Below are 14822 nucleotides of genomic sequence, written 5' to 3' on the forward strand. Positions count from 1 at the left end.
ATGTCCGGACATGAAGTCGCTGTCAACGTGTCCCGCCAGGACCGTCCAGGCCCTTCTCCCGGCGCGATCGGGCCCGCCCGTATCCGACCGGGCCCCTTTGACAGCCCGGCACCGACGCTCGAGGTCCGGGGCACGACGGCGCCTCCAGGGGACGGAGTCACGGGCTGACTGCGGTGCCGCCAGAGGACGGACTCACGGGCAGGGCGCGGCCGCGACCCGGGCCGGGGTGACTCACAGGCTGATCGCGTAGGCCTTGCGCAGCGTCTCGTGCACGGTCCACGTCGTACGGTCGCCCGCGCGCAGCACCGCCATGTCGCCGGGTCCCACCCGCAGCGCCGGGCCGCCCTCGACCTCGATCGTCGCCGAGCCGCTGATCACCACGAACAGCTCGTCCGCCTCGGTGTCCGTGACCACGCCCGGAGTGATCTGCCAGATCCCGCGGATCTGCCGCCCGTCCGGCGACTCCCAGACGACCTTGCCGGTCACCTCCGGGCTTCCGGAGACGATCTGCCCGGGGTCGAGCGGCTCGGGTTCGAGGTCGGCGTCCGGGATGTGGAGCGCGAAGCTGTGCGTCATACGGCCGACCCTAGCGAGGACCGCCGCGCCGCCGCCGTCGACAGTGTGTGCGGCATCCGGCCTGGTCGGAGGACACTTCGTCGGGCCTGCGGACTGGCGGGGAGGGGAGGAGCGGGTGATCGTGGGGAGATGGCTGACTCCACGGCCGCCCGCACGGCGACGTCCCGGCACCTGGAAGCGCGCGAGATCATCCTGTTCGGCGGGGTGTACGGGGCCGTCCTCGCCAGCTCGATGGTCGCGGCGCTCACCCGGTACGGGCACACCTCCGCCGACGTCCGCGGCTACGACGCCGCATGGGTGCTGGTGACCGCGTGCGCGTCCGCCCTCGCCCATGGATACGCCCACTACATCGCCGAGCGCGCCCCGCACCGCCGCTGGGACATCCTGCTCGCCCTGCGCAACGAGTGGCCGCTGGTCGCGGTCGTGCTGCCCACGGTCCTGCTGCTCGCGGGCTCGCGGTGGGGGTGGTGGCCCGCGAACGGCGTCGAGTACGCGGCGTTCGCGCTCAACATCCTGATCCTGTTCGTGCTCGGTCTCATCACCGCCCGCTGGTCGGCGCGACGCTGGCCGGCCGCCTTGCTCGTCGGCCTGGGCGACGCGCTGCTCGGCGTGATCGTGGTGGTGGCGAACGCGCTCATCAAGTAGGGCGGCGCGGCGGTGAGTGCCGGGCGGGCGGCGCGTCCGGTGGTCAGCGTCCGGTGCGTACCCCGTCCAGCGCGATCGCGAGGACCCGGTCGCGCTGGCTGTCGTCGTCGAAGACCGTCGCCGTGATTCCGGCGACCATCCGCAGCAGATCGCCGAAGTCCATGTCGGGCCGCGCCACGCCCGCCCGCTGGGCGCGCTCCAGCAGCGGGCCGCCGGCGGCGTACATGGAGTCGCGGCAGGCGGTGAAGATGTCCGACTCGTTGTCCAGGGCCTCGCGTACGGCCCGCTTGGTGACCATGTAGCCGGCGAACCGGTCCAGCCAGGCGGTCAGCGCCGCCCAGGGCTCATGCCCGGCCAGCTCCGCGGCGGTCCGGCACAGGGTGTTCACCTCGTCCGCGTAGACGGTCTCGAACAGATCGCGGCGCGTGGGGAAGTTCCGGTACAGCGTGCCGATCCCCACGCCCGCGCGGCGCGCGATGTCCTCGAGGGAGGCGTCCGAGCCGTGCTCGGCGAACGCCTCGCGGGCGGCGACGAGCAGGGCGTCGTAATTGCGGGCGGCGTCCTTGCGGTGCGGGCGGCGGGTCACCACGATCTCGCCGGCGGGGAACGGCGTGGCCGTCACTGCTGCCTCCTGGGAGAGGACGAACGAAGCGGATGCGGGCCTCCGCTCCTTGAACCGGAGGTGTGCCTCCGTTACAGTGGAGGCGTACCTCCACTTTAGCAGTGCGGAGGTGGCTCCGCCGTGGACGGACGCGTCCGGGCGCCGGCCCACCGCACCCCGCCGAACGGGCGGCACGGCCGCCCACGGCACCCCGGCCGAAGGGGCCGTACGGCCGCCCGCGGCACCACCGTCGTACGGGCCGCACGGCCCGCCCGTCCTTTCGTTCACCCTCCGCGTCACGGATTCCGGAGAGGCTTCTTCATGCCCCGCACGTCCACGCGCCTCACCTTCGCGGTCCTCGCGACCGGTGCCGGCGTGTTCTCCATGCTGCAGTCGCTGATCGCGCCGGCCCTGCCGACCGTCCAGCACGCCCTGCACACCTCCCAGTCCACCGCGACCTGGGTGATGACGGCCTATCTGCTGTCCGCCTCGGTCTTCACCCCCATACTCGGCCGGGTCGGTGACCTCGCCGGCAGGAAGCGGACCCTCGTCGCCGTCCTGGTGACCGTGCTCGCCGGCTGTCTCGTGGCCGCACTGGCCCCGAACATCGGCGTGCTCATCGTCGCCCGCGTCGTCCAGGGCGTCGGCGGCGCCCTCTTCCCGCTGTCCTTCGGCATCATCCGCGACGAGTTCGCCGCGGCCCAGGTCAGCCGCAGCATCAGCAACCTCTCCGCGGTGATCGCCGCGGGCGGCGGCGTCGGCATGGTGGCCGCGGGACCGATCGTCGCCGCGCTCGACTACCGCTGGCTGTTCTGGATCCCGGTCGCCATCGTCGCGGTGACCGTCCTGATCGCCCTGCGCTACGTCCCCGAATCACCCAAGAGGGCACAGGGCACGGTCAGTTGGTTCGGTGCCGTGCTGCTGTCCGCCTGGCTGGTGGCACTGCTGCTGCCGCTGAGCCAGGCCGGGCAGTGGGGCTGGACCTCGCCGAAGGCGCTCGGCCTGTTCGCCGCCGCCGTCGTGCTGTTCGCCCTGTGGCTCACCGCCGAGGCGCGCTCCCGCAGTCCGCTGATCGACCTGCGAGTGATGCGCCTGCCCGCGGTCCGGACGACCAACGCCGCCGCCCTGCTCTTCGGTGCGGGCATGTACGCCATCTGGTCCTTCCTGCCCGGCTTCGTCCAGACGCCCACCGAGGCGGGCTACGGCTTCGGCGCGAGCGTCACCGCCTCGGGCCTGCTCATGCTGCCGATGCTTCTCGCCATGTTCGTCTCCGGAATCCTCTCCGGCCGGCTGGAACCCCGCGTCGGCGCCAAGGCCCTGCTCACCACCGGTGCCACCCTGGGCGCCCTGGCCTGCGGCTTCCTCACCCTCTGGCATGACGAGCAGTGGCAGATCGCCGTCGTCGCGGGTCTGTTCGGGCTCGGTGTCGGACTGGCCTTCGCCTCCATGGCCAACCTCATCGTGGGCAGCGTCCCGCCCGAGCAGACCGGGGCCGCGACCGGCATGAACGCCAACATCCGCACCATCGGCGGCTCCATCGGCGCGGCGCTCACCAGCGTCCTGGTCACCGGCCGGCTCCAGCCGTCCGGCCTGCCCTACGCCTCCGGCTACACCCACGGCTGGGTCCTGCTGGCCCTCCTCTGCCTGGCCGCGGCCGGCGCCGCCCTCCTCGTCCCGGTCCGCCGCCCCGCCGGCATCCTGGACCCCGTCGCGGCGGGGGAGGCACGCACACCGGCCCGGGTGCGGTAGGGTTGACCTGCGTGATCACACGGGACACCCCGGGTGAGACCGCAGCGGGACGTGGCGCAGCTTGGTAGCGCACTTGACTGGGGGTCAAGGGGTCGCAGGTTCAAATCCTGTCGTCCCGACTTTACGAAGTCGCAGGTGAGAGGCCGTTTCAGACAAGTTCTGAAACGGCCTCTCGATCATGTGCGGCCACGACCGAGCCCGATCGTCCTCGCGCTCGGCCGTGGCCCGCGGGTCACTTCAGCGCAGGTGGCCCCGCCTCGGCGGTCGTTCCCCATGCGGACGGCTCGGCGCCGACCGTGAACGCGAGCGACCGGGTGTCACGCAGGGCATCCGTCGTCAGATACGTGCGGCCGTAAGGGGAGCCGTCGACCCGGGCCGACTGGATGTAGCGGCGGCTGTCGGACGTCCCCGGTGCCGTCACCGTGAGCGAGCCACGCGGGTAGTAGCGGCGGTCGAGCGTGAGGTCGATCCGTTCGAAGACGGGTGTGGACAGGCCCCAGGTGTCGTAACCGGGCTGCACCGGGAAGACGCCGATGGAGGACAGCACGTTCCAGGCGGACATGGTGCCGAGGTCGTCGTTGCCGGTCATGCCGGTCGGGGTGTCCGTGAAGAGGGTCAGCGCGGCGTGCACCACGTCGGTGGTCTTCCAGGGCTGGCCGGTCGAGAGGTACGTGTACGGGGCGATGAGGTCGGGCTCGTTCTGCGGGTTGTACTTGTCCGCGTTGTAGTAGTCGTACGGGCCGTTCACCCACACCTCGCGGGCGGTCTTCGCGGGATCCTTCACGAGCTGCCCGTAGGCGAAGAAGGAGTCCAGCCGGTCGTTGGCCGCCTGCTTGCCGCCGATCAGGTCGACCATTCCCGGCAGGTCCTGCGGCACGAGCCACTGGTACTGCCAGGACGTGCCCTCGTGGAATCCCTCGCTCCTGGCCGGGTCGTCCGGACCGGTGAAGGCACCGGAGGCGTCGCGCGCGCGGAAGAAGCCGGTCGAGGCGTCGAAGATCCTGCGGTAGTTCTGGGCGCGGGCGGCGTAGCGCGCCGCGTCCGCGCCATGGCCGAGATCTCGGGCCATCTCGCCGAGCATCGCGTCCGACAGCGCGTACTCCAGGGTCGCGGAGGCGCCGTGGTCGTAGTCCGAGTCGCCGGGCTTCGCGTGCGGGCGGCCCTTGACGTACGGCGCGAAGCCGCCGGCGATGTACTCCCTGTTGGCCTCGCGCCCGACGGCCGGAGAGTCGGCGGGCGGCACCCCGTCGGCGTTCTTCTTCAGGGCGCGGTAGGCCCGTTCCTCGTAGCCCTTGAGCAGGCCCTGCTGGTAGGCGTTGGTCAGGAACGGGGTGACCGGGTCGCCGGTCATGATGTTCGTCTCGACCGTGCCGTACCCCCACTTGGGCAGCCAGCCGCTCTCCTCGTCGATCTTGATGACGGAGATCGCCATGTCGCGGGCCTCGCGGGGCGCGAGCAGCGACAGGAGCTGGGACTGGGTGCGGTAGGTGTCCCACAGGGACCAGTTCTGGTAGTACGTGAAGCCGCGAGCGCGGTGGATCCGCTGGTCCCAGCCCGTGTAGCGGCCGTCCGCGTCGCTGCCGATGTTGGGCGCGAGGAAGGACCGGTACAGGGAGGAGTAGAACGTGCGGCGCAGTGTGTCGCTCCCGCCCTGGGCGCGGACGTCGTCGAGCCGGTCCTCCCAGGCTCGCCGGGCGGCGCCGCGGACCTGGTCGAAGGAACGACCGCCCTCGGCGCGGAGGTTCACCTCGGCGCCGTGTGCGTCGACGTACGAGAGCGCGGTCGTGGCCTCGACGGTCCGGTCCCTGCCGGTGTCGAAGCGGACGTACGCGCCGTCCCGTCCGGTCCGCGACCCGTCGGTGACCGTGGAGCCGTCCCAGGTGCCGAACGCGGTGAACGGGCGGTCGAAGCGGGTGATCGTGTAGACGGTGTACGGCTTGGTGTCCTGGCAGAAGCCGCTGCCGGTGATGGAGGTGCGCACGGTCCGGTTGTCGAGTACCTCGACCTTGCTGGCGACCGTGCGGTGCAGTGACTGCCCCGCGTCGAGCAGGACGTTGGCCTTGTCGGTGGCGGGGAAGGTGTAGCGCTGCACGCCGGTGCGGGCGGTCGCGGTCAGCTCGGCGTCGATGCCGGTCTTCAGACCGACCTTGTAGTAGCCGGGGCTCGCCGTCTCCGCGTCGTGACCGAACTCGGCGGCGTACTTGGCGTAGTCCGTCTCGGTGACGTCACCGGTGGTCGGCAGCACGGGCAGGTCCCCGCCCAGGCCGCAGCCGACGCCGGAGAGATGGACGAGTGAGAAGCCCCGGATGTGGTTCTGGGAGTAGTCGTAGCCGGTGTTGTGGCCGGTGTCCGGTGAGAGCTGCACCATCCCGAAGGGCACGGCCGCGCCGGGATAGGTGTTGCCTTCGTTCTGGGTTCCGATGAAAGGGTTGACGAGATCGGTGAGTTGGCCGTCCTGCCGGGCGGCGGCCTGGGCCGTGGGCGCGGCGAGGGCGGCCCCGAGCAGGGCTGCCGCCGCGACCACCGTGCCTGCGCCGCGTAGGCGGCGGGCCCAACTCGTGGGCGGATGGGTCCATCTCATGGGCGGAAGCGCCTCCCCGAAAAGCCGGACAACGTTGTCAGACAGAGCGCGCTCATTCTTTGTGCTGTACGTGTACTCGTCAAGGGTCCGCGTGGACCACGGAGTTGGGCGGTTCGGCCGACGGTCAGGCGGAAGGTGCCGGCCGGCACCGCGTGGCCGTCGTCGGGTCCGGCCGGGCACGGTGGGGGCCGCGGCCCAGTCGTCGGTGCGGTGACCACCGGCCTGTGCGTCGCCGTCGACGATCGGGTCGCCGCTGCTCCCCGCCGCCCGGGCGGCAGGGGAGGGCGGACGACGAGTGCGCCGAGGAGGGCGATCGGTCCGCCGAGGGATCTGCGGCGCAGTGCCGTTCGTGTACCTGGACCGCGGCGTTCACTCCGCGGGGTCGAGGGCCAGCGTGGCGAAGGACGCCAGCCAGTGGTCGGTGGTGAAGTCGCCGCGGTCCACGGCGGGCAGGCCCGCGGTGAGGTGCGCTTCGGCCGCCTCGGCCAGGCGCGTGCGCACCGGCCCGCCGGGCAGGGCCGACGCGATCGAGCGCAGGGCGGCGGCCTTGCTGAGGGCCAGGCCCAGCAGATGGCCGATCTGCGGATCGGCGTGGTCGGAGACGACGGGCACGTCCAGCAGCGGGCAGGGGGCGCCGGAGCGCAGCGCGGGCAGGAAGCGGTCGAGCCATTGCTCGAACCGGTCGCCGCTCAGCACCCTGCGCATCGCGTCGGCCTCGGTCAGCGCCGGGGACAGGAAGTCCTGGCCCGACGGCTCCCAGTGCACGGGCGCGTCGTGGTCGTCGGCGAACCAGTCCAGCAGACGCCGCCGTACGGCCTCGGCGGTCGCGGCGGACAGTTGCCCCGCGTCGAGTACGAGTCCCAGTGCGAAGGCGCTGTTGGGATGGTTCCCATGGCGTACCGGATACGTGGCCTTCGGCAGCCAGTCGGCCAGCAGCCGGTCGACGACGGCGACCGCCGGCGTCAGGGCCGCGGCCCAGCGGGCGCCCGCCGCACCCCCGTACGCCCGGCACTCGGCGGCGAGCGCGACCAGCCAGGCCCACCCGTACGGTCGTTCGAAGGACGGCCGGTCGCGGAGGTAGGCGGCCTCGACGGCGAGGTTCCGGGGGGTGAGGTGACTGTCGAGCACGCCGACGACCGGCGCCGTCTCGGCGAACGCCGGCGTTCCGCCGTGGCGGCGCAGCAGGCGGACGAGCAGCCAGTGCATGTGGACGCAGGAGTGCCAGTCGTAGGCGCCGTAGAAGGCCGGGTGCAGAGCGGCCGGCCGGAGTTGCTCGTCCGCCGATGTCACCAGATGGGCCGGGAAGTTGGGGTACTCCCGCGTGACGTTCGCGAGGGCGAGCCGGGCGAAGGCGGCCGCATGGGCGGTGAGCGGCATCAGTGGGTGGCTCCCTCGGTGACCGGCAGGTCCTCGCCCGCGGGGAAGTCGGCCGCGGTGACCAGCAGGGCGCGCACTCCGCGGGCGACCGTGGCGGGCTCCAGGGCCGGGGCGGTGCCGTCGGTGACCTGTTCCGGCGCCCAGGGGACATGCACGAAACCACCGCGGACGTGCGGGAACTCGGTGGCGATGAGGTGACCGAGGCCGTAGGTGACGTGGTTGCAGACGAACGTGCCCGCGGTGTGGGAGACGGCGGCGGGGACACCGGCCTCACGCAGGGCGGCGACGCAGGCCTTCACCGGGAGGGTGGAGAAGTACGCGGCGGGGCCGCCCGGGACGACCGGTTCGTCGATGGGCTGGTTGCCCGCGTTGTCGGGGATGCGTGCGTCGTCGATGTTGATGCCGACGCGTTCGACGGTGACGCCGGGGCGGCCGCCGGCCTGGCCCAGGCAGACGACCAGGTCGGGGTTGGAAGCGCGGATGGCGTCGCGCAGCGCGTCGATGGACTTGCCGAAGTCGCAGGGGAGTTCTGTGGCGGTCACGGTGAGCCCGGCGGGCGGCTCGGCGGCCACGAGGGAGGCCGCCTGCCAGGAGGGGTTGACCCTCTCGCCGTCGAACGGGGCGAAGCCGGTGATGAGGACACGGGTCATGGCACTTCCTTGCGGGTCGGATCGGTCGGGAAGGGCGGATCGGAAGGCGGGCGCCACCAGCGCTCAGAAGGCGAAGAACGCCATGATCGCGGTGCAGCAGACCAGCAGCGGGAGCGCCGTCGGGATCTGTGCCTTGATCGGTCCGTACTGGTCCTTCAGTTCGAGCAGTGTCGCCGGGACGATGTTGAAGTTGGCCGCCATCGGTGTGCAGAGCGTGCCGCTGAAGCCGGCGAGCATGCCGATCGACAGGACGGCCGGGACGTTGCCGTGCATCTGCTCGATGAGGACGGGCCAGCCGATCGCCGCGGTCATCACCGGGAACGCCGCGAAGGCGTTGCCCATGATCACGGTGAACAGGAACATGCCGAGGCAGTACGCGATCACCGCGAGGTACCTGGAGTTGTCCGGCAGGACACCGTTCACGATCTTGCCGACCTGGGTGCCGACTCCGGCCAGCGCGAAGATCGAGCCGAGCACGGCGAGGAGCTGAGGCAGCAGCAGGGCGGAACCCATCGCCTCCAGCATGGAACGCCCCGCGTGCACCGGGACGGAGAGCTTCTTCTCGCCGGTGACCAGCATGCCGACGACCAGGGCGGCGAGGCATCCGACGCCGAGTCCGAGGAGGGTGGCCTTGCCCGTCTCGAACAGCCCGGACGTGTCGAGCAGGGAGGCGCAGACGATGGCGACGAGGGGGATCGTCAGGGCGGGGATGAAGATGCGGCTGCCGAGCCGGGCCGCGGAGGCCTCGCGCTGCTCGTTCGTGGTGGTGTCGGGGACGCCCTTGCCGAGGAAGTTGAAGCCGGCCAGCACGATCAGGGCGAGGACCGCGACGCCGAGCGGTTCGGCGGGCAGGGTCCAGCCCCCGGCACCCGCGGTGGCGTTGGCGACCCCCGTGCCGTACGGGAACGTGAGCCCGAGCAGGCCCCAGAAGGCGGCGGACGTCCACCGCTTGGGATTGCTGCGGTCGGCGGCCATCTGCACGGCCATGACGACGAAGACGAGACCCACCAGCCAGTACAGCCATTCGACCTTGATCACTTGGTGGTCCCCTTCGGAAGCGGCAGGTCGTGCTCGGCGGCGGCCAGCGCCATCTCGCGCTGGAGCTGCCTGTCCAGGAGCAACAGGCGGGCGCCGTGGATGAGGAAGGCGCAGACGGCGAGCGGCACCGCCCACAGGGCCAGCTGGGTCGGCTCCAGGTCCTGGTGGTACGTCGAGTTCACGAAGCCGGTGATCAGCAGGATCGAGCCGATCGCGATGAAGCAGTCCTCGCCGAAGAAGACGCCGACGGTGTCGGACGAGGCGGAGTACGAACGCACCTTCTCGCGGAGGCGGTCGGGCAGCGTCGCTCCCGCCGAGCGCTCGGCGGCGGCCTCGGCCATGGGCGCGACGAGTGGCCGCACGGTCTGCGCGGGACCGCCGATGCTGTTGAGGCCGAAGGCCGCCGTGACCTGGCGGACCAGCAGGTAGACGGCGAGGAAGCGGCCGGCGCTGAGGCCGCCGAGGCGGCCGATGAGATTGCGGGCCTGTTCGCGCAGGCCGTAGCGCTCCAGCAGCCCGATCACCGGAAGGACGATGGCGAAGACGGTGACCGAGCGGCTGTCGGCGAAGGACCGGCCGAAGGCCGCGAGGATGTCGAGTGGGCTCATCCTGCCGAGCAGTCCGGTGGCGATACCGGCGACGCCGACCACGAGGACGGGATTGCGGCGCGTGACGAATCCGAGGATCACCACGACCACACCGAGAAGAACGATCATGCGGTGGCCTTCTTCAGGCGTAAGGGGCACAGCGCCAGGGGCGGCACGGATCCGGGGGACCTCGGATCCGTGTGGGTTGCACGGACTTTAGGGGATCGTTGAACGATGGAACAAGGGGGAGAGGCCGAATGATGTACCGAACGGCGAAATCGGCCCCTTGTCGGATCGTTCAACAATCGACTACGTTCCGAGCGTGATGATCGACCTCAACGCAGACCTCGGTGAAGGCTTCGGCCGCTGGGCCCTCACCGACGACGACGCCCTCCTCTCCGTCGTCACCAGCGCCAACGTCGCCTGCGGCTTCCACGCGGGCGACCCCTCCGTGATGCGGCGCGTCTGTGACCTGGCCGCCGAGCGCGGGGTGCGGATCGGGGCCCAGGTGTCCTACCGGGACCTGGCCGGCTTCGGGCGGCGCGCGATGGACGTGCCCGGCGACGAACTGGCGGCCGAGACGGCGTACCAGATCGGCGCGCTGCGCGTCTTCGCCGAGGCCGCCGGGGCGGAGGTGGCGTACGTCAAGCCGCACGGCGCCCTCTACAACCGCACCGTGCGCGACGCCGAGCAGGCCGCCGCCGTGGTGGCGGGGGTGCGGCTCGCCGGCGGGGCGCTGCCGGTGCTCGGTCTGCCGGGGTCGCGGCTGCTCGCCGCCGCCGAGGACGCGGGGCTCACCGGCATACCGGAGGCCTTCGCGGACCGCGTCTACACCCCCGAGGGCACACTCGTCGGGCGCCGCGAGGCGAACGCCGTGGTGACCGACGAGGACGCGGTGGTGCGGCGGGCGCTCGGCTTCGCGATACAGGGCGCGGTCGAGGCCGTGGACGGCACCACCGTCGCGGTGGCCGCGCGCTCCCTGTGCGTCCATGGCGACACCCCGGGCGCGGCCCGGATCGCGGCACGCGTGCGCGAGGCACTCGAGACGGCCGGGGTCACGGTCGGGGCGTTCGCATGAACCGGCGCCGACCGCTGGACATCCGTCCCGCCGGGCGTCACGCACTGCTCGTCGAACTGCCGGACGCGGAGCGCACCGGGGCCTTCCACGCCGAACTGCTGCGGCTGCGCGCGGCGGGCACCCTGCCGCCGGTCGAGGAGATCGTGCCGGGAGCGCGGACCGTCCTGCTGGACGGCGTCGCGGACCCCGAGGCGCTGGCCCGCCGGCTCGCCGACCGGGACATTCCGGCACAGGCCGCCGACGACCGGGGAACGATGGAGATCCCCGTGCGTTACGACGGGCCGGACCTGGCCGACGTGGCCGCCCTGTGGGGGATCGGCGCCGACGAGGTCGCCGCACGCCACTCCTCGTACACCTACCGCGTCGCCTTCTGCGGTTTCGCGCCGGGTTTCGGCTACCTCACCGGACTGCCCCCGGAACTGCACGTGCCGCGCCGCGGTACGCCCCGTACCCGGGTGCCGGCCGGAGCCGTCGCGCTCGCCGGCCCCTACAGCGCGGTCTACCCGCGCGCCACCCCCGGCGGCTGGCAGCTGATCGGCACCATGCCCGACCCGGCTCGGCTGTGGGACCTCGCGCGGGACGAACCGGCGCTGCTCGTACCGGGAACCCGGGTGCGATTCGTCACAGAGGCCGGTGCGGCGTGAACGCCAAGCTCACCGTCGTACGATCCGGCGCCCTCACCACGGTCCAGGACTCCGGCCGGCGCGGCCACGCACACCTGGGGGTGCCGCGTTCCGGCGCCATGGACGAGCCCGCGAGGAGACTCGCGAACCGGCTGGTCGGCAACGACCCCGGGGCCGCCGTCCTGGAGACCACCCTGACCGGCTGCGCCCTGCGCCCGGACCGCGGCGTCACCGTCGTGGTGGGCGGGGCGCCCTGCCCGGTGACGGTCGACGGGCGGCCGGTGGCCTGGGGCGCGCCGGTGCGGGTGCCCGCGGGCGCCGTTCTGGACGCGGGCACGGTGACGGCGGGCGTGCGCTCGTACGTGGCCGTCGCCGGGGGCGTCGCCGTCGAGCCGGTCCTCGGCAGCCGTTCGACGGACCTGCTCTCCGGGCTCGGCCCGGCGCCCTTGCGCGACGGGGACGTCCTGCCGCTGGGAGCCCCGGCCCGGTGGGCGGCGGCGGTACCCGACGCCGCCCCCTGGCCGGCGCCGCCCACCGAACTCGTCCTGCCGCTGCGGCCCGGCCCCCGCGCCGACTGGTTCACCGCCGCGGCACTGCGCACCCTCACCTCGGCCACGTACCGGGTGTCCCCGCACAGCAACCGCATCGGGCTGCGCACCGAAGGACCCCCTCTGGAACGCCGGTCGACGGACGAGCTGCCCAGTGAGGGCATGGTTCTCGGCGCGGTCCAGGTGCCCCCGGACGGGCGCCCGGTGGTGTTCCTGCACGACCACCCGACGACGGGCGGCTACCCGGTGATCGGCGTCGTCGCGGACGCCGCCCTGGCGGCGGTGGCCCAGGCCGCGGTGGCGACGCCGGTGCGCTTCACGCTGGCATGACGGGCCCGGTTTCGGGCCCGTGACGTCGTCCGCGTCCGCGGGCGTCGCCCGGCGCCCGGGCCGGTGCCGGACGGTGCTCCGAAGGGGGCCTGGGAGCCGTGCCGTCCGGCGCCGGCCGGTGAGGGTGGGATCAGATGTGCCCGCCGCGTGTCACGGTGAAGGACGCCGGACCGGCCGGCAGGTCCACCGTGTACTGGCGCAGGTAGGTGTCCAGGTACGGTGAGCGGTCTCCCTGGGTGGCCACGTCGTCGGACGGGTCGTCCAGGGACAGCCTCAGCACGGCGCCCGAGACATGGATGGTCTGGCCCGACGGTGTGTCACGCCACGACCCGGTCTGGATCGAGCCGATCTCCACGGCCAGGACGTGCCCGGCCGCCAGAGTCCAGTCGGTCGCCTTGAGGTCGACGCTCATCCGCCCCGCCTTCAGCAGGGAGACCTGCTCGTCGAACATCACGGCCTTGCCGTCCGGGCCGACGTCGTAGAGCTTGAGCATGATGTTGCCCTCGCCCCTCGCGGTCAGCGAGATGTTCGGCGTGGCGGTCAGCCGTACGTCCCTGGCGAGCGGCCGCGACCAGACGAAGAAGCTGGAGCCGGTCTCACCGGCCTGCTGCCTCCTCGCGATCCCCTTGGCCAGCCCCTTGGGCGCCGGCTGCTCGGTCGCCGGGGCGTGCTCCATGTCCCAGTTGCCCGACGGCTGCACCGCCTTGGGCGCCGGCGTGCCGGCCGCGGCAAGGCCGGCGCGGGCGGAGGCACCGCCGTCGTCGACGTAACTGCCCCTCCCCAGTGGGAGGGTGACGTTCCGCTCCACCACCGGCCAGGTGTCCTGGGCCCGCCAGTGACCGGTGGAGTCCTCGACGGAGTACCTCGGGTAGCGGACCGAGGGCCGGACTCCCTTGAGGTACTGGTCGTAGAAGGACAGCGTCTCGTCGTACCAGCCTCCGCGGCCCATGGCCAGGCGACCGTCGCTTACCCGGTCGCCACCACGCACGTGGTCCCACTGGCCGACCCAACCGCGCTCGGGGCCCCTGTGGTTGGTGAGGTACTCCTGCATCTCCTCGGGCTTGGTGTTGTTCTCGATGAAGCCCTGGGTGACGAAGAGCGGCGTGCTGGTGCCCCGGGCCATCCTGGCCAGGTCACGGGAGGTCCAGAACGGGTCCTTCTGGTCGGATATCCGGTAGCCGGCCGAGTTCCCGGTCAGGCACCCGGGGTGGGTGTCCTCGTACCGGGCGTTCGCCTGGTAGTGCCCGTCGTCGTCCGGCAGCGGGGCCATGGTGGCGATGCCGTTGTAGGCGTTCGCGGTTCCGGTCACATTGGGGCGGGGCACGCCGTTGGAGTAGATGTACTGGTACATGTCCCAGAGGGGCTCGCCCGCGACGACGGCCTTCAGCGCGGACTGCTTCAGGTCGTTGCCGATGAGGCCGGTGACGGCGTCGTAGGACTTGCCGTACATGCCCACCGCGCCGGTGGACCAGGGCTGGTGCGCGGCCCAGTCGATCGCGGCCTTCACGTCGGCCTGCTCGCCGGGACCGCCCCAGTCGAGGCAGCCGGTCGAGCCGCCGAAGCCGCGCAGGTCGACCATGAGGAACGCGTAGCCGTGGGCGAAGAGGTCACTGCCGTCGATGAAGTCCTGGAAGCGGTTCGAGGGACCGGTGTGGGTCCAGCCCTCGGGGCCCGTCTGGCCCGTGTGCCCGAAGTACGGGCCGATGGAGAGGATGACCGGCACCTTCCGCGTGGCGGGTACGCCTTCGGGCATGAGCAGGTCGCCGTGCAGTTCGGCGCCGGAGCCGTCCGAGGACGGGAAGTAGTGCTGGGTCCAGACCGAGCCCTCGGGGACACGGTCGTTCTGCTCGTGCGTGATGCCGTCGGTCGCGGTGGCGACGGCCGTGGCCGGGGTCCGGGCGGAAGCGGCGGCCCGTGACGCGCCGGCGGGGCCGGCGGTTGCGCCGGTCAGCGCCAGCGTGGTGACGAGTACCGAGGTGGCCCAGCCGGACGCGCGACGTCTGTTCACATACTCTCCCGAGTCGTCGGAACGGAGCGGAACGGCGTTTCCGGTCGAGCGGCAGCGCCCCGCCCGTCATGGCGGCGACGGACGGCCGCACGCATGTCGGGAACGGGGCCATGTGTGCGAACCCTGGCCGGAACCGATGGCGAGCGAGCCTAGGGTCAGCACTGAAACGAGTCAACGGTGCTGTGTGTCCGCCGTGTTGCCGATGGGAGGTGGCAAGTCCCTTCCCCGTGGAGGATGTTGCAGGAGCCGAAGGTGGAAATGCCTGCTGTGTCCCAGTGGGCCGGTGGGCTGGACGGCACCGGTGCCGCCTGCCGCATGCGGCGAGGAGTGCCCGAGCGCTGTGACGCCGCGGCGCCGGCCGTCCGGCAGATCGCCCGTGACTGGATCACCGGCGAGGGCGCGCCCCTGATGAAGTGCTCCGGCGACGGCCT

General features: G+C 72.2%; 13 protein-coding genes, 1 tRNA gene and 1 pseudogene. 7 read left to right on the forward strand and 8 right to left on the reverse strand.

Going from position 1 to position 14822, the window contains the following annotated elements; all coding sequences use genetic code 11:
• Positions 1–231: 231 nt before the first annotated feature.
• Positions 232–576, reverse strand: coding sequence for a cupin domain-containing protein (locus ABVB68_RS22830; protein ID WP_353602957.1), 345 nt, complete (start codon positions 574–576; stop codon positions 232–234).
• A 129-nt stretch (positions 577–705) separates the two neighbouring features.
• Here ABVB68_RS22830 and ABVB68_RS22835 point away from each other — a divergent pair, with 129 nt between their 5' ends.
• On the forward strand, positions 706–1221 hold the full coding sequence (locus ABVB68_RS22835) for a hypothetical protein (protein ID WP_353602958.1): 516 nt from the start codon (positions 706–708) through the stop codon (positions 1219–1221).
• 43 nt (positions 1222–1264) lie between these two features.
• On the opposite strand, the gene ABVB68_RS22840 is transcribed toward ABVB68_RS22835, so the two are convergent.
• A complete protein-coding gene (locus tag ABVB68_RS22840; protein WP_353602959.1) occupies positions 1265–1843 on the reverse strand; it encodes a TetR/AcrR family transcriptional regulator in 579 nt (192 codons plus the stop codon).
• A gap of 300 nt (positions 1844–2143) precedes the next feature.
• Between ABVB68_RS22840 and ABVB68_RS22845 the strand changes: the two genes are divergently transcribed.
• On the forward strand, positions 2144–3571 hold the full coding sequence (locus ABVB68_RS22845) for an MFS transporter (RefSeq protein WP_353602960.1): 1428 nt from the start codon (positions 2144–2146) through the stop codon (positions 3569–3571).
• A gap of 45 nt (positions 3572–3616) precedes the next feature.
• Positions 3617–3690: transfer RNA gene (locus tag ABVB68_RS22850), tRNA-Pro, on the forward strand.
• 113 nt (positions 3691–3803) lie between these two features.
• Here ABVB68_RS22850 and ABVB68_RS22855 read toward each other — a convergent pair.
• From ABVB68_RS22855 to ABVB68_RS22875, 5 genes are all read right to left on the reverse strand, one after another.
• The gene (locus ABVB68_RS22855) at positions 3804–6152 is read right to left on the reverse strand and encodes a GH92 family glycosyl hydrolase (RefSeq protein ID WP_353602961.1); all 2349 of its coding nucleotides are present in this window, start codon (positions 6150–6152) and stop codon (positions 3804–3806) included.
• Positions 6153–6521: 369 nt separating this feature from the next.
• Entirely contained in the window at positions 6522–7529 is a 1008-nt protein-coding gene (locus ABVB68_RS22860; protein WP_353602962.1) for a DUF2891 domain-containing protein, read from the reverse strand.
• On the reverse strand, positions 7529–8179 hold the full coding sequence (gene pcp, locus ABVB68_RS22865) for a pyroglutamyl-peptidase I (RefSeq protein ID WP_353602963.1): 651 nt from the start codon (positions 8177–8179) through the stop codon (positions 7529–7531). Before pcp ends, ABVB68_RS22860 begins: the two co-directional genes overlap by 1 nt.
• Positions 8180–8242: 63 nt before the next feature.
• Positions 8243–9217: a DUF979 domain-containing protein gene (locus tag ABVB68_RS22870; protein ID WP_353602964.1), complete on the reverse strand. Its 975-nt coding sequence runs from the start codon at positions 9215–9217 to the stop codon at positions 8243–8245.
• On the reverse strand, positions 9214–9933 hold the full coding sequence (locus ABVB68_RS22875) for a DUF969 domain-containing protein (protein ID WP_353602965.1): 720 nt from the start codon (positions 9931–9933) through the stop codon (positions 9214–9216). Before ABVB68_RS22875 ends, ABVB68_RS22870 begins: the two co-directional genes overlap by 4 nt.
• Before the next feature lie 196 nt (positions 9934–10129).
• Between ABVB68_RS22875 and ABVB68_RS22880 the strand changes: the two genes are divergently transcribed.
• From ABVB68_RS22880 to ABVB68_RS22890, 3 genes are read left to right on the forward strand one after another with little or no spacing between them, the layout of a single operon-like run.
• A complete protein-coding gene (locus ABVB68_RS22880; RefSeq protein WP_353602973.1) occupies positions 10130–10882 on the forward strand; it encodes a LamB/YcsF family protein in 753 nt (250 codons plus the stop codon).
• A complete protein-coding gene (locus tag ABVB68_RS22885) occupies positions 10879–11526 on the forward strand; it encodes a 5-oxoprolinase subunit B family protein (RefSeq protein WP_353602966.1) in 648 nt (215 codons plus the stop codon). Before ABVB68_RS22880 ends, ABVB68_RS22885 begins: the two co-directional genes overlap by 4 nt.
• Positions 11523–12383 carry a 5-oxoprolinase subunit C family protein gene (locus ABVB68_RS22890; protein ID WP_353602967.1) on the forward strand — a complete coding sequence of 287 codons (861 nt, stop codon included), beginning with the start codon at positions 11523–11525 and terminating at the stop codon, positions 12381–12383. The genes ABVB68_RS22885 and ABVB68_RS22890 overlap by 4 nt, the downstream gene beginning before the upstream one ends.
• Positions 12384–12513: 130 nt before the next feature.
• Here ABVB68_RS22890 and ABVB68_RS22895 read toward each other — a convergent pair whose 3' ends face one another.
• Positions 12514–14391, reverse strand: a complete 1878-nt coding sequence (locus tag ABVB68_RS22895; protein ID WP_353602968.1) for a CocE/NonD family hydrolase — start codon at positions 14389–14391, stop codon at positions 12514–12516.
• Between the two features lie 354 nt (positions 14392–14745).
• On the opposite strand from ABVB68_RS22895, the pseudogene ABVB68_RS22900 reads away from it, so the two are divergent.
• Positions 14746–14822: pseudogene (locus ABVB68_RS22900) on the forward strand (AIM24 family protein); the annotation flags it as partial.

Source organism: Streptomyces sp. NPDC096012 (assembly GCF_040426375.1).
Taxonomy (GTDB): domain Bacteria; phylum Actinomycetota; class Actinomycetes; order Streptomycetales; family Streptomycetaceae; genus Streptomyces.

Coding starts and splice junctions, on each gene's coding strand:
- ABVB68_RS22830 (WP_353602957.1), bottom strand. CDS start 576: ATGACGCACAGCTTCGCGCTCCACATCCCGGACGCCGACCTCGAACCC.
- ABVB68_RS22835 (WP_353602958.1), top strand. CDS start 706: ATGGCTGACTCCACGGCCGCCCGCACGGCGACGTCCCGGCACCTGGAA.
- ABVB68_RS22845 (WP_353602960.1), top strand. CDS start 2,144: ATGCCCCGCACGTCCACGCGCCTCACCTTCGCGGTCCTCGCGACCGGT.
- ABVB68_RS22855 (WP_353602961.1), bottom strand. CDS start 6,152: ATGAGATGGACCCATCCGCCCACGAGTTGGGCCCGCCGCCTACGCGGC.
- ABVB68_RS22860 (WP_353602962.1), bottom strand. CDS start 7,529: ATGCCGCTCACCGCCCATGCGGCCGCCTTCGCCCGGCTCGCCCTCGCG.
- pcp (WP_353602963.1), bottom strand. CDS start 8,179: ATGACCCGTGTCCTCATCACCGGCTTCGCCCCGTTCGACGGCGAGAGG.
- ABVB68_RS22875 (WP_353602965.1), bottom strand. CDS start 9,933: ATGATCGTTCTTCTCGGTGTGGTCGTGGTGATCCTCGGATTCGTCACG.
- ABVB68_RS22880 (WP_353602973.1), top strand. CDS start 10,130: ATGATCGACCTCAACGCAGACCTCGGTGAAGGCTTCGGCCGCTGGGCC.
- ABVB68_RS22885 (WP_353602966.1), top strand. CDS start 10,879: ATGAACCGGCGCCGACCGCTGGACATCCGTCCCGCCGGGCGTCACGCA.